Origin of the sequence: Streptomyces sp. SudanB5_2050, assembly GCF_964272335.1 — a bacterium.
Lineage (GTDB): Bacteria > Actinomycetota > Actinomycetes > Streptomycetales > Streptomycetaceae > Streptomyces > Streptomyces rochei.
In genome coordinates this window covers 1288045-1309906 of record NZ_OZ186760.1, presented here as the reverse complement: position 1 = coordinate 1309906, position 21862 = coordinate 1288045, and the positions used below count along the sequence as shown (strand labels likewise).

Below are 21862 nucleotides of genomic sequence, written 5' to 3'. Positions count from 1 at the left end.
GTGGCATCGAACGGGAGGGCGACGGGGTTTCGGGAGTTGACTTTTCCTACCCGTCGGTAACAGACTCGTGTTACCGCAAGTAACATGCACGTGCGTCACTGGAGGGGACATGGCCGAGTTCACCATGGAGCTGAGCGACGAACAGAAGGAGGTCCGGGACTGGCTGCACGGCTTCGCGGCCGACGTCATCCGTCCCGCGGCCGCCGAATGGGACGAGCGCGAGGAGACTCCCTGGCCGGTCATCCAGGAGGCCGCCAAGGTCGGCATCTACTCCCTCGACTTCTACGCCCAGCAGTACTTCGACCCCACCGGCCTCGGCATCCCCATGGCGATGGAGGAGCTGTTCTGGGGTGACGCCGGCATCGCCCTGTCCATCGTCGGCACCGGTCTCGCCGCCGTCGGCGTCCTCGCCAACGGCACCGAGGAGCAGATCGGCACCTGGATCCCCCAGATGTACGGCGACGCGAACGACGTGAAGGTCGCCGCCTTCTGCTCCTCCGAGCCCGACGCCGGCTCCGACGTCGCCTCCATGCGCACCCGCGCGGTGTACGACGAGGCCAAGGACGAGTGGGTGCTCAACGGCACCAAGACCTGGGCCACCAACGGCGGCATCGCCAACGTCCACGTGGTGGTCGCGGTCGTCGACCCGGAGATGGGCTCCAAGGGCCACGCGTCCTTCATCGTCCCGCCGAACACCCCCGGGCTGTCCCAGGGCCAGAAGTTCAAGAAGCACGGCATCCGCGCCTCGCACACCGCCGAGGTGATCCTGGACAACGTGCGCGTCCCCGGCTCCTGCCTGCTCGGCGGCAAGGAGAAGCTGGACGCGCGCCTGGCCCGCGCCCGGGAGAAGGCCAAGAAGGGCGGCGAGCGCGTCAAGAACGCGGCGATGGCCACCTTCGAGGCGTCCCGCCCGGCGGTCGGCGCCATGGCGGTGGGCACCGCCCGTGCCGCCTACGAGGTGGCGCTGGAGTACGCCCAGACGCGTGAGCAGTTCGGCCGCCCGATCATCGACAACCAGGGCGTCGCCTTCCAGCTGGCGGACATGCGCACGTCGATCGACGCGGCGCGGCTGCTGGTGTGGCGGGCGTCCTGGATGGCGATCAACGGCAAGCCGTTCACGGCGGCCGAGGGGTCGATGTCCAAGCTCTTCGCGAGCGAGACGGCGAAGAAGGTCACCGCCCAGGCGATCCAGATCCTGGGCGGCAACGGCTACACGCGGGAGTACCCGGTGGAGCGGATGCACCGGGACTCCGCGATCTACACCATCTTCGAGGGCACCAGCGAGATCCAGCGGCTGGTGATCGCCCGCACGCTCGCCGGGATGCCGATCCGCTAACGGTGCCTGAGCGGCGTCAGCTGCTCGATGTCGTACCTGGCCCGCAGTGCCTCGATCGCCGCGTGGTCCGGGGGACCCCCGCTCCCGAGGATCTCCAGCAGCTCCTCGAAGTAGCGCTCGTGGTCCGGGGGCGGGCTGGCCTGGAAGAACATCTTGGCCGGCTCGCCCGTCGGGTTCGCGAACGCGTGGGGGCAGCCGGGCGGTACGACGATGACCGTGCCCGGCGTGGCGCGGACCACCCGGTTGCCGGAACTCGACTCCCATTTCTGCCAGTTGTCCGGCGTACGGACGCGGGGCTCGAAGGCGAGCACGTCCAGCTCGCCCTCCAGCACGTAGAACAGCTCCTCGCTGCGGGTGTGCACATGGGCGCCGACGTCGAACCCCGGCGGCACGATCACCTCGAAGGTCGAGGCCATGCGCGAGTGCGAACCGGTCACCTTGAAGGTGACGTGCTGGGCCGGCGCCTGGACGACCCGTCCGTGCCCCGGCGGCACCAGCAGCCCCTCCGTCGCCGCCGCGAGCCCGCTCACCAGGTCACCGGCAGGGCCTCGGGCCCGCGGATCAACGCGCCCTTCTTGAAGGGGACCTCCTCGGGCGGCACCGCGAGCCTCAGGCCGGGCACCCGGTCCAGCAGGATGTCGACCAGCAGCTCCGACTCCAGCCGGGCCAGCATGCCGCCGGGGCAGTAGTGCGGGCCGAAGCCGAAGGACACGTGCGGGTTGGGAGCGCGGGAGAAGTCGATGGTGTCCGGGTCCGGGAAGACCTCCGGGTCCCGGTTGGCCGCCAGGTACGACACGTAGACCGCGTCGCCCGCCCGGATCCGCACCCCGCGCAGCTCCACGTCCTCCAGGGCGATCCGGGACAGCCCGACCGCGTTGCGATGGGGAATCCAGCGCAGCAGCTCGTCGATGGCCCGCGGACGGATCTCCGGCTCCGAGCGCAGGTGCTCGGCGAGTTCCGGGCGGGTCAGCAGCAGGTAGAACATCTGCCCGCTGTTGTTGGTGACCGCCTCGCCGCCGATCTGGAGCAGGACGGCGAGCCCGACCGCCTCGGTGAGGGTGACCTCCTCCCGGGCCACGGCGGCACCGAGGAGCGAGGCGACGTCCTCGCCGGTGCTGTCGGACCGCAGGCCGATCAGATCGGCGAAGTAGTCGTTCATCTCCCGCTTCGCCCGCTCGCTGACCTCCGCGCCGTGCGACGAGGAGAGGATCAGCTGCGTCCAGGTGTGCATGCTGTGCCGGTCGGCGGCCGGAACGCCCATCAGCTCGCAGATCACCGCGATGGGGAAGGGGCTCAGGACCGCCTCCGTGAGGTCGGCGGGCGGGCCGGCCCTCAGCATGGCGTCGACCAGTTCGTCGAGCATCCCGCGCGAGCGGGAGCGCACCCGCTCGACGCCCCTGGCCGTGAAGGCGGCGGCGACCGAGCGGCGCAGCCGGGTGTGGTCGGGCGGGTCCAGGAAGCCGACCGCGCCACGCGCCGGGATGAAGTGCGGGGCGAGCCGGGTGACCTGCCGGTCCATCACCGCCTCGCGGCCGAAACGGGGGTCGTTGGTGACCATGCGGACGTCGTCGTGCCGGGTCACCAGCCACGCCCAGCCCTCGCCGTTGGGCAGCGAGATCCGGGTGACGGGCCCCTCCCGCATCAGCTCGGTCAGGACGGGGTCGAAGTCGGTTCCGGCCAGGTCGAGGGCCGGCCAGTCGCGGACCGGGGGAGCGGTCCGGTCGATCGTGTCTTCACTCACGCTTGCCTCACGCCTCGCGATTCGTCGGCGGTCCGCCCGACGGCGGCCCGTTCGTCGGCGGTCTGCCAGCGGCCCAGGGACATCTCCGCGGTGATGCCCGGACCGAAACCGGCCAGCAGCCCGCGGGCCCCGTCCTGGACGCCGCCCTCGTCGAAGAGCCTGCGCAGCGCGTCCAGGACCACGGCGCTGGCGATGTTCCCGTACTCGGTGAGCGTGGCCCGGCTGAACCGGAAGGCGTGCGGATCGACCTTCAGGAACTTGCTGAGGTCGTCCAGAATCCGCGGCCCGCCCGCGTGCACCACGTAGAAGTCCAGGTCGGAGGCGTTCCACCCGTGGGTGCCCGCGAGGTCCATCAGGGCCGGTGCGAGCGGTTCCATGGTGGCCGGCACCCGCTTGTCCAGCAGGAAGTGGAAGCCGGTCGCCTTCACGTCGTACATGATCCACTCCTCGGTCTTGGGGATCAGGTACGAGCCGTTGCGCTCCAGCCGCACGCCGGTGCCGCCCCGGCCGCGGACCACGGCCGCGGCGATGCCGTCGCCGAACAGACCGTTGGAGAGCAGGGAGCCCACGCCGATGTCGGTGGGCTGGTAGCACAGCGAGCAGAACTCGCAGGCGACGATCAGCGCGTTGGCCTCGGGGTAGGCGGTGCAGAAGTCGTGCGCCCGGTTGACGGCGGCACCGCCGGCCGCGCAGCCGAGCTGGGCGATGGGTATCTGCCGCGTGGTGCTCTCGAAGCCCATCTCGTTGATCAGCCACGCCGTCAGCGAGGGCATCATGAAGCCCGTGCACGAGACGTAGATGATCACGTCGATGTCGGTGGTGAGCAGTTCCGCGTCGTCCAGCGCCCGCTGGACCACCGCGGGGACCCGGGCCTTGGCCTCCCGCTCGTAAAGCCGGTTGCGGTCCTCGAAGCCGGGGTGCTTCAGGGTCTCCTCGATGGGCTGCACGATGTGCCGGGTGCGGACCCCGGTGTTCTCTATCAGCCGGAGGGCCAGCGGCAGTTGGGGGTGGCCGGCGTGGCGCTCACGCGCCAGCTCCAGCGTCTCCTCCATCGTGATCACGTGCTCCGGGACGGACACCGAAGGTCTGCACAACGTCGCCATGAACCGTGCCTGCTTTCGCCTCGCGGAAGGCTCGCGCCCCCCGGCCGGAACGTGCCGCACCCTTTTCGGGATGCTCACCCACGATCACTCAGCGGGGCGGCGATCTCTCGCGGGACTACTCCGTCTCAGGGACCTGCCGGACGGCGCCGGCGGGGCAGGCCGGTGCCGTCAGGAGGACTGGCCGCTGCTGTGGGCGATGCAGGCCACGTCGATCCGGTCGGCCAGCTTGGCCAGCTCGATGGTCAGGGCCGCGACCGTGTCCTCGTCGAGACTCTCCTCGCCCGCCTCCACCAGCCGCAGCCAGCGCCCGCCCACCGTGCGCAGCAGCTTGCTCACGTCGGACGCGGCGACCTGGAGCGTGCCGCGGTCGTCGACGATCAGAGGCAGGGTCACTTCGCGGTTCACAAGGGGGATCGTAGTCGCGGAAGGCTCACGCTCCGTGCCACACGGTGGTGATGTTGCAGAACTCCCGGATTCCGTGCCCGGACAGCTCACGCCCGTAGCCCGACCGCTTGACCCCGCCGAACGGGAACGCCGGATGGGACGCCGTCATCCCGTTGACGTACACGCCGCCCGCCTCCAGGTCCCGCACGAAGCGCTCGACGTCGGCGTCGTCGCGGGTCCAGACATTGGAACTGAGCCCGAAGTCCGTGTCGTTGGCGATCAGCACCGCCTCGTCCAGATCGGCGGCGCGGTAGAGCGTGGCGACCGGGCCGAACGCCTCCTCGCGGTGGATGCGCATCTCGCGGGTCACGCCGGCCAGCACGGTCGGCGGGTAGTACCAGCCGGGCCCGTCCGGGCGTTCGCCTCCGCACAGCACCTCGGCGCCGCCGCGCACCGCGTCGTCGACCAGCTCCACCAGGTCCTCGACACCCTGCTCGCTGGAGAGCGGGCCCACCTCGGTCTCCTCGTCCATGGGGTCGCCCACCCTCAGCGCCTTCATGCCCTCGGTGAAGCGGGCGGCGAAGGCGTCGTAGACGTCGGCGTGCACGATGAACCGCTTGGCGGCGATGCAGGACTGCCCGGCGTTCTGCGTGCGCGCGGTCACCGCGACCTCGGCGGCCCGGTCGACGTCGGCGGACGGCATGACGACGAACGGGTCGCTGCCGCCCAGCTCCAGCACCGTCTTCTTGATCATCTCGCCGGCGGTGGAGGCGACCGCGCGGCCGGCCGGCTCGCTGCCGGTCAGGGTCGCGGCCCGCACGCGCTCGTCGCGCAGGACGTCGTCCACGGCCGCCGAGCCGATCAGCAGCGTCTGGAAGCAGCCCTCCGGGAAGCCGGCCCGGTGGAACAGGTCCTCCAGGTACAGGGCCGTCTGCGGCACGTTCGAGGCGTGCTTGAGCAGCCCGACGTTGCCCGCCATCAGCGCGGGGGCGGCGAACCGGATCACCTGCCACAGCGGGAAGTTCCACGGCATCACCGCGAGCACCGGGCCGAGCGGCCGGTAGCGGACCAGGGCACGGGAGGCGCCGGAGTCCTTCACATCGGCCTCGGCCGGCTCCTCGTCGGCGAGCAGCTCCGCCGCGTGGTCGGCGTACCAGCGCATCGCCTTGGCACACTTCGCGGCCTCGGCGCGGGCCTGCTTCACCGGCTTGCCCATCTCCGTGGTGATGACTTTGCCGATCTCCTCCCGGTCCGCCTCCAGCAGGTCGGCGGCGCGGTGCATCAGCCGGGCCCGCTCGTCGAACGCCGTCGTCCGGTACGTGCGGAAGGTGGCCTCCGCGAGCTGGAGCCGGCGCTCGATCTCCTCCTCGCCCATGGCCTCGTACGTCCTGAGCGTCTCGCCGTTCGCCGGGTTCACCGTCGCGATGGGCATGACCGACCTCCCTGGGTGCGCGTGCGTGCTTCGACCTTGGCGCGCGGTGGGGGGCGCCGCAACGCGGACGGGTCCCGTCGCCGCCGGTCGACTCTCGTCAGTGCGAGTGCTCAGCCAGCCGGTCGAGAAACGCGGCCTGCGCCTTGACGATCACCTCGCGCGCCCGGTCCACCGGGAACCACGCCACCCGGTCCAGCTCGGGGAACTCCACGATCCGCCCCGACCGCGGCGGCCACTCCATGCGGAAGGTGCCCGGTGCGACCGTCGCCGGGTCGAGGTCGGCCGCCACGGCCCAGGCGGTGACGACCTTCCCGCCGGCCTGCCGCACCTCGCCGAGCGGGACGGCCTCGCCCTCGGGCGGCGGCAGCCCCAGCTCCTCCTCGAACTCGCGCCGGGCCGCCTCCCACGCGGGCTCCGCCGGGTCGTACTCGCCCTTCGGGATCGTCCACGCCCCGGCGTCACGGCGGGCGTAGAAGGGGCCGCCCATGTGACCGAGCAGGACTTCGGTGCCCTCGGCGCCGGGCCGGTGCAGCAGCAGGCCCGCGCTGCGCCTCACGGGGCCGCCCCGGGGTGGGCGGCGAGCAGGGCCTCCACCGTGTCGGCCTCCTCGGGGCGCTTGTCCTCGCGGTAGCGGATCACGCGGGCGAAGCGGAGGGTGACGCCGGCCGGGTAGCGGGAGGAGCGCTGGAGGCCGTCGTAGGCGATCTCGACGACGAGTTCGGGGCGTACGGTCACGCCCCAGGGGTGCTCCTGGACGGCCAGCTCGCGGAGGCGTTCGGTCTGCCAGGCCAGCAGCGCGTCGGTCATGCCCTTGAAGGTCTTGCCGAGCATGGCGAAGGAGCCGTCCGAGGCGCGGGCCCCCAGGTGGAGGTTGGAGAGCTTGCCGGTGCGGCGGCCGTGGCCCCACTCGGCGGCCAGCACCACCAGGTCGAGCGTGTGGACGGGTTTCACCTTGAGCCAGGACGCGCCGCGCCGGCCCGCGCTGTAGGCGCCGTCGAGCCCCTTGACCACGACGCCCTCGTGGCCGCGCTCCAGCGTCGCGGCGAGGAACCGCTCGGCCTCCGGAACGCCTTCCGGTCCCTCCACCACCGTGCGCCGCACCCTGGTCGCCGCGGGCACCAGCCGGGCCAGCTCCGCGTGCCGCTCGGCCAGCGGCAGGTCGAGCAGGTCGCGGCCGTCGACGCGGAGCGCGTCGAAGAACACGACGGAGACGGGGACCGTCCGCGCCGCCGTGGCGACGTCCGTGCGGGAACCGACCCGGCCGGCGGTCTCCTGGAAGGACCGGGGGCGGCCGTCCGCGTCGAAGGAGATCACCTCGCCGTCGAGGACGAAACTCCCGCCGGGCAGTTCGAGGGCCGCCGCCCTCACCTCGGGGAGCCGGTCGGTGATGTCGTCGAGGGTGCGGGTGTAGAGGTGCACCGCGTCGCCGTCCCGGTGCACCTGGACGCGGATGCCGTCCAGCTTCTCCTCGACCGCGCAGGCGCCCAGCTTGCCGACCGCCTCGGCGACCGACGAGGCGCTGTGCGCCAGCATCGGCAGGACCGGGCGGCCCACGGTGAGCCGGAACCGGTCCAGGACGCCGGGGCCGTCCGCGAGCAGCGCCTCGGCGACCGTCTGCAGCGAGCCCGCGAGCATCACCGCCCGCCGTACGTCCGCCGGGGGCGCCCCGGTCGCCGCCGCGAGGCCCTCGACGGCCGCCGCGTCCAGGGCGCCCTGCCGGACCTCGCCGGTGAGCAGCCCGATCAGGAAGCGCTGCTCGTCCTCGGTCGCCGCGCCCATCAGCTCGCCGACCTGACGGGCCCGCTCGGCCTGCGCACCGGCTCCGGAGACCGCGCCGAGCCGGGTGAGCCGGGCGTCCACGTCGCGCACGGTCAAGGTCGGTGCGGCGGCCGGGGCGACCGGGCGGCTCAGCACCTTCCAGCCGACGCCGATCCGGCCCTGGGGGAGCCGTCCCGCCAGGTACGGGATGACGACCGGTACGTCCGCCGCCTCCGCCTCCCGGAACAGCTCCGCGAGCAGGGCGGTCTTCCGGGACCGCGCCGAGGTGGCGGCGACCTCCCGGGACACCTGGGCCAGCCGGGCAAGCAGCATGCAGTCATGGTGCACCGGGAAGGGCGGGTTCACACCCGAGAGCGCGCCGCGGCGTCTCACCCGGCGATCGCCGCGTCCAGGTCCGACATGATCAGGTCGCCGACGATCGCGGAGGCCGCGCGGTAGCCGCCGCTCGCCGCGTGGATCACCTGCTCGGCGAAGCCCAGCGCGTTGCCGGCGGTCCACAGGCCCGGCACGGAGGTCCGGCCCGTGGCGTCCACCACCGGGTAGGCCCCGAACGGGGTCTCCTGCAGCTCGGCGCCGAGCTGCTCCATCAGACCGGTCTGCGGCACGGCCTTCGGGGCGACGAACACCACCGAGCGGTCGTGCACCGTGCCGTCGGCCAGCCGTACGCCGGTGAGCCGGTCCTCCTCGACGCGCAGCCCGGCGACCTCGCCCGGCACCACCTTGACCCCGGCGGCGGCGAGCCGGCGCAGGTCCTCGTCGGACAGCTCCTCCTCGGCGACCCGGTGCAGGAAGAGGACGACGTCGTCCGACCAGCCGGACACCATCAACGCCTGGTGCACGCTCATCGGGCTCGCCGCCAGCACGCCGAAGCGCTCGTCGCGCACCTCCCAGCCGTGGCAGAACGGGCAGTGCAGCACGTCCCGGCCGAACCGCTCGGCGACGCCGGGCACCTCGGGCAGCTCGTCCTTGAGCCCGGTGGTGACGACGAGCCGACGTGCCCGCACGCTCCGCCCGCCGGCCAGCGACACCGTGAAGTCCTCCTCCCGCGCCACGTCCACCGCCCGGTCGCGGACGAGTTCCACGCCGTACCGGGCGATCTCCTCACGGCCGAGCGCCAGGAACTCCGCCGGCGCCATCCCGTCCCGGGTCAGGAAACCCTGCATGTGGTCCGAGGGCGCGTTGCGCGGCTCACCGGCGTCGACGACCAGGGTGCGCAGCCGGGAGCGGCCGAGGACGAGCGCGGCGGACAGTCCGGCCGCGCCACCGCCCACGACGACGACGTCGTACCGGTCGGCGGTGTCCGGGTCGTTGCTCAGGCCCTTGTTGTCCTTGTTGTCCTTGTTGCGGGTCACGGTGACCACCTCCACGGACAAGGTCCCTCGACCGCGCGGGATTGACAAATGAAGTTGCCGGTTCTGCAATAAACGCATGACTGCAGACGACGTCCTCGCCGGTGTCGGACCCAGGCTCCGCCAGGTGCGCAAGGAGCGGGAGGTGACCTTGGCGGCGCTCTCCGAGACCACCGGCATCTCGGTGAGCACCCTGTCCCGGCTGGAGTCGGGGCTGCGCAAGCCCAGCCTCGAACTGCTGCTGCCGATCGCCCAGGCCCACCAGGTGCCGCTGGACGAGCTGGTGGGCGCGCCGCCGGTCGGCGACCCGAGGGTGCGCGCCGAGCCGATCGTGCGGCACGGCCGGACCCACTGGCCCCTCACCCGTCAGCCGGGCGGGCTCCAGGCGTTCAAGGTGCTGGAGCCGCAGCGCAAGGAGGAGCCGGACCCCCGCACCCACGAGGGCTACGAGTGGCTGTACGTCCTCTCCGGCCGGCTCCGGCTCGTGCTGGGCGACCACGACGTGGTCCTGTCGGCCGGGGAGGCCGCCGAGTTCGACACCCGGGTCCCGCACTGGTTCGGGTCGACGGGGGAGGGGCCGGTGGAGTTCCTGAGCCTGTTCGGACCGCAGGGCGAACGGATGCACGTACGGGCGCGACCGGCGCGGGGGTGACCTCCGGACCGTGACGGACGACTGCCCGCGACCTGTTCCCTGATCGGCAAGCGACCGCTTAGTATGCGGGAGACCGGACGGACGACGCAGTCGGTGGAGGCCCCGCATGCAGGCATGGCAGGTGCACGAGAACGGTGAGCCGGGCGAGGTGATGCGCCTCGCGGAGGTGGCGCCGCCGACCCCCGGCGAGGGCCAGGTCCTGCTGAGGGTCCGCGCCGCCAACATCAACTTCCCGGACGCGCTGCTGTGCCGCGGCCAGTACCAGGTCAGGCCGCCGCTGCCGTTCACGCCGGGCGTGGAGATCTGCGGCGAGACCGAGGACGGGCGCCGCGTCCTCGCCAACCCGGCGCTGCCGCACGGCGGCTTCGCGGAGTACGCCCTCGCGGACGCCCGCGCGCTGCTGCCCGCGCCGGAGGCCCTGGACGACGCCGAGGCCGCCGCCCTGCACATCGGCTACCAGACCGGCTGGTTCGGCCTGCACCGCCGGGCCCGGCTCCAGGCCGGCGAGACCCTGCTGGTCCACGCCGCCGCCGGAGGGGTCGGCAGCGCGGCCGTGCAGCTCGGCAAGGCCGCCGGCGCCACCGTCATCGGGGTCGTCGGCGGCCCCGAGAAGGCGGCCGTCGCCCGCGAACTGGGCTGCGACGTGGTCGTCGACCGGCACGGCGAGGATGTCATCGCCGCCTTGAAGGAGGCCACCGGCGGCCGGGGCGCCGACGTGATCTACGACCCGGTGGGCGGCCCGGCCTACGCCCAGTCCGCCAAGACCGTCGCCTTCGAGGGCCGGATCGTCGTCGTCGGCTTCGCGAGCGGCACGATCCCCAGCCCCGCGCTGAACCACGCCCTGGTGAAGAACTACGCGATCCTCGGCCTCCACTGGGGCCTCTACAACACCAAGAACCCCGAGCTGGTCCGGCACTGCCACGACCAGCTCACCGAGCTGGCCGCGCGCGGCGCGATCAAGCCGCTGGTCAGCGAGCGGGTCAAGCTCGCGGAGGCCGCGGACGCCGTGCAGCGCGTCGCCGACGGCAGGACGACCGGCCGTGTGGCCGTCGTGCCCGAGACGTCCGTCGCACCGGAGAACCTGGACAAGGGAGCCGCCGCATGACCGACGCAGCACACCTGCGCCGCCGTACCGAGGAGCTGCTGGCCGCTCACCCGCCGGCGACCACCGACCGACTGGACTTCCTCCGGGCCCGCTTCGACGCGGGACTCGCCTGGGTCCACTTCCCGCAGGGCCTCGGCGGGCTCGGCGTCCCCCGCTCCCTCCAGGCGGTCGTCGACGCCGAACTGGCGGCCGCGGGCGCCCCCGACAACGACCCCCGGCGCATCGGCATCGGCCTCGGCATGGCCGCCCCGACCATCCTCCAGTACGGCACCGAGGAGCAGAAGAGCCGCCTGCTGCGACCGCTGTGGACCGGCGAGGAGGTCTGGTGCCAGCTCTTCAGCGAGCCGGGCGCCGGATCCGACCTGGCCGCGCTCGGCACCCGGGCCGTCCGGGACGGCGAGGACTGGGTCGTCAACGGGCAGAAGGTGTGGACCTCCAGCGCGCACCTCGCCCGCTGGGCCATCCTCATCGCCCGCACCGACCCGGACCTGCCCAAGCACAAGGGCATCACCTACTTCCTCTGCGACATGACCGACCCCGGCGTCGAGGTCCGGCCGCTGCGCCAGATCACCGGCGAGGCCGAGTTCAACGAGGTCTTCCTCACGGACGTCCGCATTCCCGACGCCATGCGCCTCGGTGAGGTCGGTGACGGCTGGCGGGTCGCGCAGACCACGCTCAACAACGAGCGCGTCGCCATCGGCGGCACCGCCGTCCCGCGCGAGGGCGGCATGATCGGCAAGATCGCCGCGACCTGGCGCGAACGCCCCGACCTGCGCACCCACGACCTGCACCAGCGGCTGCTCGGCCTGTGGGTGGAGGCCGAGGTCGCCCGGCTCACCGGAGTGCGGCTGCGCCAGCAGCTCGTGGCCGGGCAGCCCGGCCCCGAGGGCGCCGGCATGAAGCTGAACTTCGCCCGGCTCAACCAGGAGATCAGCGGCCTGGAGGTCGAACTCCTCGGCGAGGAGGGCTTGCTGTACGACGACTGGACCATGCGCCGTCCCGAACTGGTGGACTTCACCGGCCGCGACGCCGGATACCGCTACCTCCGGTCCAAGGGCAACAGCATCGAGGGCGGGACCAGCGAGGTCCTGCTGAACATCGTCGCCGAGCGCGTCCTGGGCCTGCCCGCCGAGCCGCGCACCGACAAGGACGTCGCATGGAAGGACCTCGCCCGATGAGCGCACAGCCGGATCTGCTCTACTCGGAGGAGGAAGAGGCGCTGCGCGCCGCCGTCCGGGACCTGCTCACCGACCACTGCGACCCGGCCGGCGTCATCGCCCGCACCGAGTCGGACACCCCGCACGACCTGCCGCTGTGGAAGACGCTGGCCGGCTCGATGGGCCTCGTGGGCCTCCTGGTCCCGGAGTCGCTGGGCGGTCAGGGCGCCACCCACCGGGAAGCGGCCGTGGTGCTGGAGGAGCTGGGCCGGGCCGTCGCCCCGGTGCCGTACCTGACCAGCGCGGTCGTCGCCACCGAGGCGCTGCTGGCCTGCGGGGCCGACGACCTGCTCACCGAACTGGCCTCCGCCACGACCGTCGCCGCACTGGCCGTGGGGCTGCACGTCGCCCCGGAAGGCGCCGTCCCGCACGTCCGGCTCGAGAACGGCATCCTGCGCGGCGAGTTGACCGGCATCGCCGACGCGGCCGTCGCCGACGTGCTGCTGGTGCCCGCGGACGACGGGGGCCTGTACGCCGTGCGCGCCGCCGACGCTGCGGTGACCGTCACCCCGCAGGTCTCCCTGGACCTGACCCGGCCGGTGGCCCGCGTCCGCCTCGACGGCGCGGCCGGGCCGCGACTGGGCGACGCGGGGCCCGCCGTACGGCGTGCCCTGCGGTCCGGAGCCGGCCTGCTCGCCTCGGAGCAACTGGGCCTCGCCGACTGGCTGCTGACCGAAACGGTCCGCTACCTGAAGGAACGCAAGCAGTTCAACCGGCAGGTCGGCGGGTTCCAGGCGCTCAAGCACCGGCTCGCCCGGCTGTGGCTGGAGGTGGCGGGCCTGCGCGCCGCCGCCCGCAACGCCGCCGACGCGCTGGTGACCGGCGCGGACACCGACGTGGCGGTCGCCGTGGCCCAGGCGTACGCGGCCCACGTCGCCGTGCGCGCCGCCGAGGAGGCCCTGCAACTGCACGGCGGCATCGGCATGACGTGGGAACACCCGGTCCACCTGTACCTCAAGCGGGCCAAGGCCGACTCGATCGCCTACGGCACCCCCGGCGCCCACCGGGAGGCGCTGGCCGAGGCGGTGGACCTGCGCGCACCCTGACGTACGGCCGTCACGTCCGGAGATGCCCGTCCCCGTGGGGGCGGGCATCTCCGTGTCCTGCGCGTCCGCGCACGTGAACGACCGGCGGCGGTCCGGCCAACTCCCCGCACGGCCCTGCTCCCCGAGGCCCTCGGGACCCCATACTCACAGGCGTCCCGTACGGCATCACCAGGGAGGCAGAGCATGGCCCTCACCACCCGACGCAGAGCCCTCACCACGTTCGGCGCCGCCCTCGCGGGCGCCGTCGCCCTGCCCGCCGGCACCGCACTGGCGTCCGAAGGCAGGCACGGGCCGCGCCCGTTGTGGCGCGCGCACGCCCACAACGACTACGAGCACCCCCGGCCCCTCCTCGACGCCCTCGACCACCGCTTCGGCAGCGTCGAGGCCGACATCTACCTCGTCGGCGGCCAACTCCTGGTGGCGCACGACCCCGAGGACCTCGATCCGTCCCGCACCCTGGAATCCCTCTACCTCGACCCGCTCGCCGCCCGCGTCCGCGCGCACCACGGCCGGGTCTACCGGCGGGACCGCCGCGCCCTGCAACTCCTGATCGACATCAAGACCGAGGGGGCGGCGACCTATCTCGAACTCGACCGCCGACTGGCCCGCTACAAGCACCTGTTCACCACCTACGCCCACGGCCGGGTCCACCCCGGCGCCGTCACGACGGTGATCTCCGGCGACCGGGCCGCCCGCGCCCCCATGGAGGCCCAGCGCACCCGCCGCGCCTTCTACGACGGCCGGCTCAGCGACCTCGGCGGTCCGGCCCCGGCCTCCTTCGTCCCGCTGATCAGCGACAACTGGACGCTCAACTTCACCTGGCGGGGAGTGGGCGCCTTCCCGTCGGCCGAGCGGCGCAGGCTGCGGGAGATCGTCGACACGGCGCACGCCCGCGGGCAACGGGTGCGCTTCTGGGCGACGCCGGACCTGGCGGGACCCGCACGGGACGCCGTGTGGAGCGAACTCCTCGCCGCGGACGTCGACCACATCAACACCGACGACCTCGCCGGCCTGGAGGCGTTCCTCGACGCCCGCCGCGACGCCTAGCGCCGGCCGGACACCACTCGTTCGGAGGACAGGTCAGCCGCCCGGACGAACCCTCCGCTACGCCACACTTGCGGCCGAACGCCGCGAAGTGGACGTGGCGGAGGAGGTTGACGATGGCCGTTTCCATCTCTGTGGTGCTGTTGCTGTCCGTCCTGGCGGTGATCTTCCTGCGCAACGGCGGGTTGAAGGTCTCACACGCCCTGGTGTGCCTGCTGCTCGGCTTCTACCTGGCCGGCACCAGCATCGCCCCGACCATCAGCAGCGGCCTGACCGCGACGGCGGACATCGTGGGCAGCCTCAGACCGTGACGGCCGGCGCGGGGCGGTGTGCGGCTACGCGCCGACGAGGCGTGAGCGGATGAGGAAGCGGACCCCCTCGGGCGCCTCCAGCGAGAAGCCGCTGCCCCGGCCCGCGACGACGTCCACGATCAGCCTGGTGTGGCTCCACACCTCGTACTGGCTGCGCGACATCCAGAACGCCACCGGCTCCGCCACGCCTTCGACGACCAACTCGGCGAGCAGGACGTCCGAGGCGCCGGTGCGGAACTCGCCGGCCGGGTAGCACATGGGCGCGCTGCCGTCGCAGCAGCCGCCGGACTGGTGGAACATCAGCGGGCCGTGCGCCTCCCGCAACCTCCGCAGCAGCACGGCCGCCTCGGGGGTGAGTTCGACGCGGGGGGTCTCCTCGTATGTGTCGCGCATGCCCCGCATGCCAGCACGGGGAGGGTTGCGAGAGGGTTGCGAGCCCGGGGGCGGCGGCTCAGACCTCCCCGGCCGCGGCGCGAGGCAGCACCGTGACGCGGTGGAAGTTGCACTCCGAGGACGGGTCCGCCGGCGGCCTGGCCTGATGGGTCTTGAGCGCGATGCTCACCAGGCTCAGCAGCAGGTCCACGTCCGCGTCGCAGTCCAGGTGCACCGTCACCCAACGCGAGCCGGGCACCAGGCGGATGGCGCTGGAGCCGCCGAGGTCGTACTGGAACCGCTGGATGGCCCGCCGGGTCAGGTGGAGGTCCACGTCCCGGTCCGAGTGGAAGTGGACGATCTCGTCACGGACGGAGCGCAGCGCCCGTCCGGTTCCGCAACTGGCCGGACCCGCGGTGAGGTCGGGCCAGGCTTGCAGCCGCTCAAGGGCGCGCTGGGCCAGAGTCATGCCCCCATCGTCGCTCGATCACCGCGCCGCAACCAGAGGTTGAGCGATTTGTAACCGGCACGTGAGGTAAGCGGCGCCTGCGGGGCCGGGGAGACGCCGCGCGTACGGGCGCGGCGCGACGCCTCCCCGGCCGATCCGGCCTACGGCGTCACGCAGCCGATCGTGCCCACCGGGAAGTCGTTGCCCGTGGACGTCGCGGTGAAGCCGAAGGTCACGCTGCCGTCCGGTGGGATCACCCGATTGTGATCCACGTTGCGCACCGTGACCGTACCGTCGGTCCCTCTGGAGAGCGAACCGTTCCACACCCCGCCGAGTGTGGTCCCGTCGCCGGGCCGCCACCGCACGGCCCAGCTGTTCAGCGGCTGCGTACCGTGGTTCATGACCTCCACGGAGCCCTGGAAGCCGCCGTTCCAGGAGTTCTCCACGTTGTAGACGGCCATGCAGTCACCGGTGTGGGTGGGCGGCGGGGTCGTCGGGTCCGTCGGGGTGGGCGTCGGCTCCGGCGTGCCGCCCGAGCCGCGGATGCCGGTCACCTCGCCGTTGCCGCCGTCGAAGACGACGTCGGAGCAGGAGAAGAAGTTCTCCTGACTGTCCGAACGCACCCACTGCATGAAGATCAGCGCGTCGCCCGAGCGTCCGGACGGCAGCGCCAGGTCCCAGTAGTAGTGGCCCCCGTCGGCACCGGCCGAGCCCTGCTGGGCCGGGTCGGTCACCGTCTGGATCAGCTCGAGGTCGTCCCAGCCCAGCTCGGACGTGGGGGACCAGCCCGGCTTGGTGAGATACACCCGGAAGTCGCCCGGGTGCGCGGCCCAGTTGCTGTACCGCACCTTGATCGTCGAACCGGACGTCAGATGCGTCCGCGGCCAGTCCGCCCGCGCCGCGTTGTACGCCGAGAAGTCGTACGGGGAGCGGTCGCCGGCGCTGCACAGCGTGCCGTCCGGCACATAGCCCGCGCCGCGCCCGCCCGCGTTGGAGTCGAGCACCGCGAACCAGTTGTACAGCGCCGTGGCGCCGCTCTGGTCGAGCGCGGCCCGGCACGCCGGGTTGGTCGGGTCCAGGGCGCCGGTGCCGGTCTTGGCGTCCAGTTGGCACAGGTAGGTCCGCGAGCCGGGCATCATCGCCACACCGTGCGCCTCGGCGCGTCCCTGCCCCAGCAGGAAGGTCACGCCGAGCGCGCTGAGCAAGGTGGCCAGTACCGCCGCGAGGGTGAGGGATCTGCTGCGTCGAGCCATGGGGTCTCCCGTCGATGATCAGTGCATGACATTTCTCGGGTCGTGTGCGACGTGTGCGCCGCGTACGCCGTGTGCGACGTGTGCGACGTGTGCGACATGTGCGCGGGGTGTGCCGGGGACGCGTGGTGGAACCCCCGCCCGTCCGGGGAAGGCGTGTCGGCCGGACGGGCGAGGGGGTAGGGGGGCGGCGCAGGGCGTGGGGCAGTGCCGCTACGCCGTGGTGCAGGAGACGTCGTTCAGACGGAAGCCGCTCGGCTCGGCGAACGCGCCGCCGTACGTCCCCTGGAAGCCGAAGGTGACGCTGCCGCCGGCGGCGATGCGGGCGTTGTAGCCCACGCCGGTCGCCGTGACGGTGCCCGCGTCGGGGCTGACCGAGGCGTTCCAGGCGTTGGTGATCCGCTGGCCGGAGGGCAGGGCGAAGGCGAGCCGCCAGGCGTCGACGGGGGCCTGCCCGGTGTTGCGGACGGTGACGTCCGCGGTGAAGCCGCCCTGCCAGACGTGCGGGTCGTACGTCACCTCGCACGCCGTCGGACCGCCCGGTCCGGGGTCGGTGCCGGGGCCGCCCGGGGTGCCGCCGGTCTCGACGGTGGAGGAGAAGGAGTTCACGGAGAGCCCGGCCCCGTTCTGCCACGGCTCGAAGCCCGCCTGGACGCTCGTCAGGTACCAGTCGTTCTCCGCCAGTCCGCGTGCGACGGTGGCCCGGACGAAGTCCATGACGTCGAAGCTCCAGGAGCTGATCGCCGACGGGGCGACGAAGGAGAGGACGTCGTTGGAGCCGTTGCTGCCCGTCCACACCTCCCAGTTCCGCCCGCCCACGGTGGCCGTGCCGACCGGGGAGCCGATGGGCTGGATCGGGCCCACCCGGTTGAACCAGATCATGATCTCGGTCCGGTTCACCCCGTCCGTCCGGGGAGTCGGGTCCAGCCAGATGTCGTACGAGGCGTTGTAGACGGCGTCGCCCACATAGCCGTACGAGATGCTCGAGGGCGCGGCCGAGACGGTGTCGAGCCGGGCGGGCAGGGCGGTGCCCGGCGAACAGTTCGTGTAGTGGCAGCCGTTGAAGACGGACGGGTACGACTTCGGTGCTCCGTCGGTCGGCACCGAGCCGTCGGCCCGGTCGATCCGGAAGCCCGTGGCGGTGGAGGTGACGCACTGGGGTGCGCTGGTGCCCCAGCGGTTGTTCTGGACCACGTACCGTCCCTGGATCGTCGTCGTCCCGAACGGCTCGCAGAGAGTGGTGTCCGCCTGGGCGGGGGTCGCCGTGGCGGTGACGAGCGAGGCGACCACCGCGAAGGCCGCGATCAGTGCGCCCAAGGCCGCGCGCAGGGGGCGGAGTCGGGGGCGTAACGGTTGCATGGGGGGCCTCTCCGGGGGTGTGGGGGAGGAGATGGGGGGAGGGAGGGGCCGGTGCGGGAGCGCTCCCGACTCCCCACTGATGGGAGCGCTCCCACTTACCGGTTGCAGGGGACTGTAGAAGCGGTTCATGTTCCTGACAAGACGGTGCGCGCCGACGTTGTCGAAGAATTTTCGAAACGGCAGGTGGGAGGGGTGGCGTTGCGGTGAGAAGCCGCGACCGGCGGGTCCGGGGAGGGAAGTGGAGCGCTCCCGGGAACGGCGGTGGACGGCTCGGGCGGAGTCCGGTTCAGGCGGAGTCCCGGAGCACCAGCTCCGTCCGGAGGATGACGTGTCGCCAGGCCACGGGTGAGTCCTCCATCTCCTCCAGCAGGAGCCGCACCATGGTCCGGCCGATCTCCTCCAGCGGTTGCCGGACCGTCGTCAGCGGCGGCTCCATGGGACGGGCGGGGTGGAAGTCGTCGAACCCGATCACCGCCACGTCCTCAGGCACCCGTCGGCCCGCCTCGCGCAGCGCGCCCAGCGCTCCCGCGGCCAGGGTGTCCGAGGCGGCGAAGACCGCGTCGAGATCCGGATGCCGGGCCAGCAGCTCGGCCGTCGCCCGCCGGCCGCTCTCCTCCGTGAAGTCCTCCCCCGCCACGATCAGCGAGTCCCTGACCTCCACGTCCGCCCGTTCCAGGGCCTCCCGGTACCCGCGCAGCCGACACTGGGCGACGTACATGTCCAGTGGTCCGCCGAGGGCGCCGATCGTGCGGCGGCCACCGTCCAGCAGGTGCGTGACCGCGTCGCGCGCGCCGCCGGTGTTGTCCGCGTCGACGTACGTGACGCTCTCGTCGCCGGAACGCCGGCCCAGCATGACGGTCGGCAGCCCCGCCTTGGCGAGCATGTCCGGCAGGGGGTCCTGGGCGTGCACGGACATCAGCAGCACGCCGTCGACCCGACCGCCTCGTGCGTACTCCACGAAGCGCTGCCGCTCGGTGTCCGAACGGACCAGGGTGAGCAGCAACTGCACCGGCGTGTCCGTGAGCGCGTCACCGACGGCGCGCACGATCTCGGTGAAGAACGGTTCACCGAACTGCCGCCAGTCCGGCTCCGTCATCACCAGCGCCACGGCGTCCGCGCGGTGCCCGGCCAGGGAACGCGCCGCCAGGTTCGGGACGTACCCCAGTTCGTCGATGGCCCGCTGCACGGCGCGGCGGGTCGAGTCCCGCACGCCCGCCGCTTTGTTGATGACCCTGGAGACGGTGCCCCGTCCCACACCGGCGAGGGCTGCCACCTCCTCCAACGTGGGCGTACCGGGACGCTGTCTGCCCATGCGCGCCTCCCCCCGACGAGATCGTCCGATACTACGGTCACCGCGGTCTCTCGCGCGGCTCGGCCGGGGGATCGGGGAGGCTGCCGGGGATCTTCGCGCCGGAGACGAGCGGACCGGGGTGGGGCGGCGGCGAGCCACGCGCGGGCGAAGCGGCCGCTGTCGGACGGGAGCAGTCGGCCGAAGGGGTCGCGTGCCCGGTCCGCCGCCGCGGCGTGCAGCTCGGTGAGCAGCTCTCCCGCGGTGACGAGGCCGTGCCCGCGCAGCCGGGCGGCGTCGGGGCCCCGGTCGCCCGGGAGGGCGAGCACCCGGCGGCCTCCCGACACCGCTTGGTGGACCCGGCGGCGCAGCAGGTGTACCGGGGCTTCGTCGACGGCGGGACCGGACTGCGGGGCGGGCGGAAGCGCGGTCGCGGGCGCGGTCGGCAGATCGGCACGGCGCAGCCGGTCGACACCCAGGTCGAGGCGTGTCGCACGGTCACAGCTGCTGGGCACGCTGCTTCACGCCGAGTCCGACCGCGAACCCCCGCAGCTCCTCCAGGTCGTCGAGGAGCTTCGGATGCGGCAACCGGAGGAGGTCGGGGGGGGATGTGGACCGTGTCCCCGTCGATGGGGCACACGACCTTGGTCAGTCGTCCAGCCGCACCGGCATCAACAGCGCGAACGCCGTCTCGTCGTCCGTGCGGCGGATCGCCACCGGCGCCGTGGGCGCCCCGAATTCGAGCACCACCCGGTCGCGGCCGGCGGCGGCGATCGCCTCCAGGAGGAAACCGCGGTCGACGGCCACGACGCTCCCGTCGCCGTCGCCGTCCTCGCAGACGGAGACCGTGCCGTCGTCCGCCACCTCGAGCACGCTGACCTCGGCGGAGGCGTCACCCCGCTCACGTCCCGCGCCGAGGCGGACGGGACCGGACTCCAGTTCCCGGCGGAACGCGGCCGCATCGACGAGGGCCCGCCGTCCGGACGGCAGATGGACGAGCCGGCGGTAGTCGGGGAAGTCGTGGGCGAGGCATTGCCCGGCCGCCTGGCGGTCCCCGGCCTCCAGCGTCACCCGCTCGCCCTCCACGGCGAGCCCGACGGGCCCGTCCCCGTCCAGCAGCGCGCGCATCGCGTCGGCGAGCGCGGCGGGCACGGTCACCTGTACCCGGGGCCCGCCGTGCCCTTCGGTGCCGATCCCGGCGACGGCCAGCCGGTAACGGTCGGTGGCCACGAGGCGGAGGGTGTCGCCCTCCACGTCGAACAGGACACCGCCGAGCATCGGCAGACCGGGGTCGGAACTCACCGCGTACCGGACCGCGTCCAGCGCGGCCGCCAGATCGGGGGCGGGGACGGAGAGCCGGGCGGCGGCGGTGCGTGGCGTGGTGGTCATGGGGTTCTCCCTCTGGTCGAGAAGCGATCGGAGTGCGGAGAACTCGGTACGGGCATCGGCGAGACCTCGTTCGAGACGGCGCAGATGCGCCTGGAGCAGCCCGCGCACCAGATCGGTGTCCGCACCGGACCAGCCGGCCAGGATCAGCCGGATGTCCGCCAGCGGCATGCCGGCCCGCCGCAGCCGTGCCAGCAGCCGCGCCTCGTCCAGCTGTTCCGGCGCGTACCAGCGGTAGCCGCTCACCGGGTCCACCCAGGCGGGCACCAGCACGCCGGCCCGGTCGTAGAACCGCAGGGCGCTCACGCCGAGGCCGCTGTCGCGGGCCATCTCCCCAATGCTGCGCATCTCGCTCTCCACGTCCGCGACTGTGGACCCTTGACCAGGTCGAGGGTCAACACCGGTCCCGCGGGCCCCACGGCTCACCCCGCCGTCTGCCATTCTTGCGCCGTGCGAGAGCCCGCCCCCGTGACGCCCGACGCCCCCGAGACGATGAGGACACCCCTGCTCACCCAGGAGTGGCTCGACCTGGCCTTCGTCCACTGGGCCGTCGAGCCCGCCGCCGTGGCGGGTCTCATGCCGCGCGGCACCGTCCCCGACACGCACGACGGGCTGACGTACGTCGGCCTCGTCGCCTTCCGGATGCACCGGGTCGGCTGGTTCCGGCTGCCCGGGGTGCCCTACCTCGGCTCCTTCCCGGAGACCAACGTGCGCCTGTACTCGGTGGACGCCCAGGGGCGGCGCGGTGTGGTCTTCCGGTCGATGGACGCCTCACGGCTGGTGCCGGTGGTGATGGGCCGCTTCGCCTTCCGGCTGCCCTATCTGTGGTCCCGGATGAGCGTCCGCTCCGCGGGCGGCACCGTGAGCTACGCGAGTTCCCGCCGCTGGCCCGGCCCGCGCGGCGCGTACAGCCGCGTCACCGTACGCGTCGGCGCGCGCATCGCCGAGCCCACCGCGCTCGAGCACTTCCTCACCGCCCGCTGGGGCATGCACAACGCGTTCCTCGGCCGGGCCTCGTACCTGCCCAACCACCACCCCCGCTGGCCCCTCCACCGCGCCGAACTCGTCACCTGCGACGAGAACCTGATCGTGGCCGCGGGCGTCCCCGCCCCCGTCGAAGCTCCCGTCAGCGTGCTGTACTCACCGGGTGTCCGGGTCCGCCTGGGGCGGCCCGCACGGCCCGCGGCGCTCCTGCCCCTCGGCCCTTGACCGCACGGCACGATGGTCGTCCGCCCCGGCGCCCCCTCAGGGAGCCGCCGG

22 protein-coding genes are annotated in these 21862 nt (G+C 72.9%); 8 read left to right on the top strand and 14 right to left on the bottom strand.

The window, feature by feature from the left end; genetic code table 11:
* Nucleotides 1–109 precede the first annotated feature (109 nt).
* Nucleotides 110–1336 carry an acyl-CoA dehydrogenase family protein gene (locus ACFZP7_RS05650; RefSeq protein ID WP_385634004.1) on the top strand — a complete coding sequence of 409 codons (1227 nt, stop codon included), beginning with the start codon at nucleotides 110–112 and terminating at the stop codon, nucleotides 1334–1336.
* On the opposite strand, the gene ACFZP7_RS05645 is transcribed toward ACFZP7_RS05650, so the two are convergent.
* From ACFZP7_RS05645 to ACFZP7_RS05610, 8 genes are all read right to left on the bottom strand, one after another.
* Entirely contained in the window at nucleotides 1333–1866 is a 534-nt protein-coding gene (locus tag ACFZP7_RS05645) for a cupin domain-containing protein (protein ID WP_019327479.1), read from the bottom strand. The two genes, ACFZP7_RS05650 and ACFZP7_RS05645, sit on opposite strands and share 4 nt — an antisense overlap.
* Nucleotides 1863–3077, bottom strand: a complete 1215-nt coding sequence (locus tag ACFZP7_RS05640; RefSeq protein ID WP_385634003.1) for a cytochrome P450 — start codon at nucleotides 3075–3077, stop codon at nucleotides 1863–1865. The genes ACFZP7_RS05645 and ACFZP7_RS05640 overlap by 4 nt, the downstream gene beginning before the upstream one ends.
* Nucleotides 3074–4240, bottom strand: a complete 1167-nt coding sequence (locus ACFZP7_RS05635; RefSeq protein ID WP_385638350.1) for a type III polyketide synthase — start codon at nucleotides 4238–4240, stop codon at nucleotides 3074–3076. Before ACFZP7_RS05635 ends, ACFZP7_RS05640 begins: the two co-directional genes overlap by 4 nt.
* A 108-nt stretch (nucleotides 4241–4348) precedes the next feature.
* Entirely contained in the window at nucleotides 4349–4585 is a 237-nt protein-coding gene (locus ACFZP7_RS05630; RefSeq protein WP_030969080.1) for a DUF6213 family protein, read from the bottom strand.
* Between the two features lie 25 nt (nucleotides 4586–4610).
* Entirely contained in the window at nucleotides 4611–5996 is a 1386-nt protein-coding gene (locus ACFZP7_RS05625; protein WP_127442233.1) for an NADP-dependent succinic semialdehyde dehydrogenase, read from the bottom strand.
* A gap of 97 nt (nucleotides 5997–6093) precedes the next feature.
* The gene (locus ACFZP7_RS05620) at nucleotides 6094–6552 is read right to left on the bottom strand and encodes an NUDIX domain-containing protein (RefSeq protein ID WP_031021632.1); all 459 of its coding nucleotides are present in this window, start codon (nucleotides 6550–6552) and stop codon (nucleotides 6094–6096) included.
* Complete coding sequence (locus ACFZP7_RS05615) at nucleotides 6549–8087, bottom strand: ATP-dependent DNA ligase (RefSeq protein ID WP_385634002.1); 1539 nt, start codon at nucleotides 8085–8087, stop codon at nucleotides 6549–6551. The genes ACFZP7_RS05620 and ACFZP7_RS05615 overlap by 4 nt, the downstream gene beginning before the upstream one ends.
* A gap of 56 nt (nucleotides 8088–8143) precedes the next feature.
* Complete coding sequence (locus tag ACFZP7_RS05610; RefSeq protein ID WP_385638347.1) at nucleotides 8144–9091, bottom strand: NAD(P)/FAD-dependent oxidoreductase; 948 nt, start codon at nucleotides 9089–9091, stop codon at nucleotides 8144–8146.
* Nucleotides 9092–9203: 112 nt separating this feature from the next.
* Here ACFZP7_RS05610 and ACFZP7_RS05605 point away from each other — a divergent pair, with 112 nt between their 5' ends.
* From ACFZP7_RS05605 to ACFZP7_RS05580, 6 genes are all read left to right on the top strand, one after another.
* On the top strand, nucleotides 9204–9776 hold the full coding sequence (locus ACFZP7_RS05605; protein WP_029393787.1) for a helix-turn-helix domain-containing protein: 573 nt from the start codon (nucleotides 9204–9206) through the stop codon (nucleotides 9774–9776).
* 106 nt (nucleotides 9777–9882) lie between these two features.
* The gene (locus ACFZP7_RS05600) at nucleotides 9883–10881 is read left to right on the top strand and encodes an NADPH:quinone oxidoreductase family protein (protein WP_385634001.1); all 999 of its coding nucleotides are present in this window, start codon (nucleotides 9883–9885) and stop codon (nucleotides 10879–10881) included.
* Nucleotides 10878–12059 (top strand): acyl-CoA dehydrogenase family protein, encoded by a 1182-nt coding sequence (locus ACFZP7_RS05595; protein ID WP_385634000.1) that lies wholly within the window; start codon nucleotides 10878–10880, stop codon nucleotides 12057–12059. The genes ACFZP7_RS05600 and ACFZP7_RS05595 overlap by 4 nt, the downstream gene beginning before the upstream one ends.
* Nucleotides 12056–13144 (top strand): acyl-CoA dehydrogenase family protein, encoded by a 1089-nt coding sequence (locus ACFZP7_RS05590; RefSeq protein WP_385633999.1) that lies wholly within the window; start codon nucleotides 12056–12058, stop codon nucleotides 13142–13144. The genes ACFZP7_RS05595 and ACFZP7_RS05590 overlap by 4 nt, the downstream gene beginning before the upstream one ends.
* 183 nt (nucleotides 13145–13327) lie before the next feature.
* A complete protein-coding gene (locus tag ACFZP7_RS05585; RefSeq protein WP_385633998.1) occupies nucleotides 13328–14191 on the top strand; it encodes a phosphatidylinositol-specific phospholipase C/glycerophosphodiester phosphodiesterase family protein in 864 nt (287 codons plus the stop codon).
* Between the two features lie 113 nt (nucleotides 14192–14304).
* Nucleotides 14305–14499, top strand: coding sequence for a hypothetical protein (locus ACFZP7_RS05580; RefSeq protein WP_029393786.1), 195 nt, complete (start codon nucleotides 14305–14307; stop codon nucleotides 14497–14499).
* Between the two features lie 24 nt (nucleotides 14500–14523).
* Here the strand turns inward: ACFZP7_RS05580 and ACFZP7_RS05575 are convergent, their stop codons facing one another.
* From ACFZP7_RS05575 to ACFZP7_RS05550, 6 genes are all read right to left on the bottom strand, one after another.
* Nucleotides 14524–14892, bottom strand: coding sequence for a DUF779 domain-containing protein (locus ACFZP7_RS05575; RefSeq protein ID WP_029393785.1), 369 nt, complete (start codon nucleotides 14890–14892; stop codon nucleotides 14524–14526).
* Between the two features lie 58 nt (nucleotides 14893–14950).
* Nucleotides 14951–15340 (bottom strand): luciferase family protein, encoded by a 390-nt coding sequence (locus ACFZP7_RS05570; RefSeq protein ID WP_019327464.1) that lies wholly within the window; start codon nucleotides 15338–15340, stop codon nucleotides 14951–14953.
* A 140-nt stretch (nucleotides 15341–15480) separates the two neighbouring features.
* Entirely contained in the window at nucleotides 15481–16572 is a 1092-nt protein-coding gene (locus ACFZP7_RS05565; RefSeq protein WP_019327463.1) for a lytic polysaccharide monooxygenase, read from the bottom strand.
* A 210-nt stretch (nucleotides 16573–16782) separates the two neighbouring features.
* Complete coding sequence (locus ACFZP7_RS05560; protein ID WP_385633997.1) at nucleotides 16783–17928, bottom strand: GH12 family glycosyl hydrolase domain-containing protein; 1146 nt, start codon at nucleotides 17926–17928, stop codon at nucleotides 16783–16785.
* Between the two features lie 286 nt (nucleotides 17929–18214).
* Entirely contained in the window at nucleotides 18215–19240 is a 1026-nt protein-coding gene (locus tag ACFZP7_RS05555) for a LacI family DNA-binding transcriptional regulator (protein WP_385633996.1), read from the bottom strand.
* 624 nt (nucleotides 19241–19864) lie between these two features.
* Nucleotides 19865–20950 (bottom strand): MerR family transcriptional regulator, encoded by a 1086-nt coding sequence (locus tag ACFZP7_RS05550; RefSeq protein WP_385633995.1) that lies wholly within the window; start codon nucleotides 20948–20950, stop codon nucleotides 19865–19867.
* Between the two features lie 144 nt (nucleotides 20951–21094).
* Here ACFZP7_RS05550 and ACFZP7_RS05545 point away from each other — a divergent pair, with 144 nt between their 5' ends.
* Nucleotides 21095–21811, top strand: a complete 717-nt coding sequence (locus ACFZP7_RS05545; protein ID WP_203613422.1) for a YqjF family protein — start codon at nucleotides 21095–21097, stop codon at nucleotides 21809–21811.
* Nucleotides 21812–21862: the final 51 nt, after the last annotated feature.

Bases quoted from the DNA above. Each gene is read 5' to 3' on its own strand.
- ACFZP7_RS05650 (WP_385634004.1), top strand. From the start codon at position 110: ATGGCCGAGTTCACCATGGAGCTGAGCGACGAACAGAAGGAGGTCCGG.
- ACFZP7_RS05625 (WP_127442233.1), bottom strand. From the start codon at position 5,996: ATGCCCATCGCGACGGTGAACCCGGCGAACGGCGAGACGCTCAGGACG.
- ACFZP7_RS05615 (WP_385634002.1), bottom strand. From the start codon at position 8,087: ATGCTGCTTGCCCGGCTGGCCCAGGTGTCCCGGGAGGTCGCCGCCACC.
- ACFZP7_RS05605 (WP_029393787.1), top strand. From the start codon at position 9,204: ATGACTGCAGACGACGTCCTCGCCGGTGTCGGACCCAGGCTCCGCCAG.
- ACFZP7_RS05600 (WP_385634001.1), top strand. From the start codon at position 9,883: ATGCAGGCATGGCAGGTGCACGAGAACGGTGAGCCGGGCGAGGTGATG.
- ACFZP7_RS05595 (WP_385634000.1), top strand. From the start codon at position 10,878: ATGACCGACGCAGCACACCTGCGCCGCCGTACCGAGGAGCTGCTGGCC.
- ACFZP7_RS05590 (WP_385633999.1), top strand. From the start codon at position 12,056: ATGAGCGCACAGCCGGATCTGCTCTACTCGGAGGAGGAAGAGGCGCTG.
- ACFZP7_RS05585 (WP_385633998.1), top strand. From the start codon at position 13,328: ATGGCCCTCACCACCCGACGCAGAGCCCTCACCACGTTCGGCGCCGCC.
- ACFZP7_RS05580 (WP_029393786.1), top strand. From the start codon at position 14,305: ATGGCCGTTTCCATCTCTGTGGTGCTGTTGCTGTCCGTCCTGGCGGTG.
- ACFZP7_RS05575 (WP_029393785.1), bottom strand. From the start codon at position 14,892: ATGCGCGACACATACGAGGAGACCCCCCGCGTCGAACTCACCCCCGAG.
- ACFZP7_RS05570 (WP_019327464.1), bottom strand. From the start codon at position 15,340: ATGACTCTGGCCCAGCGCGCCCTTGAGCGGCTGCAAGCCTGGCCCGAC.
- ACFZP7_RS05565 (WP_019327463.1), bottom strand. From the start codon at position 16,572: ATGGCTCGACGCAGCAGATCCCTCACCCTCGCGGCGGTACTGGCCACC.
- ACFZP7_RS05560 (WP_385633997.1), bottom strand. From the start codon at position 17,928: ATGCAACCGTTACGCCCCCGACTCCGCCCCCTGCGCGCGGCCTTGGGC.
- ACFZP7_RS05555 (WP_385633996.1), bottom strand. From the start codon at position 19,240: ATGGGCAGACAGCGTCCCGGTACGCCCACGTTGGAGGAGGTGGCAGCC.
- ACFZP7_RS05550 (WP_385633995.1), bottom strand. From the start codon at position 20,950: ATGCGCAGCATTGGGGAGATGGCCCGCGACAGCGGCCTCGGCGTGAGC.
- ACFZP7_RS05545 (WP_203613422.1), top strand. From the start codon at position 21,095: ATGAGGACACCCCTGCTCACCCAGGAGTGGCTCGACCTGGCCTTCGTC.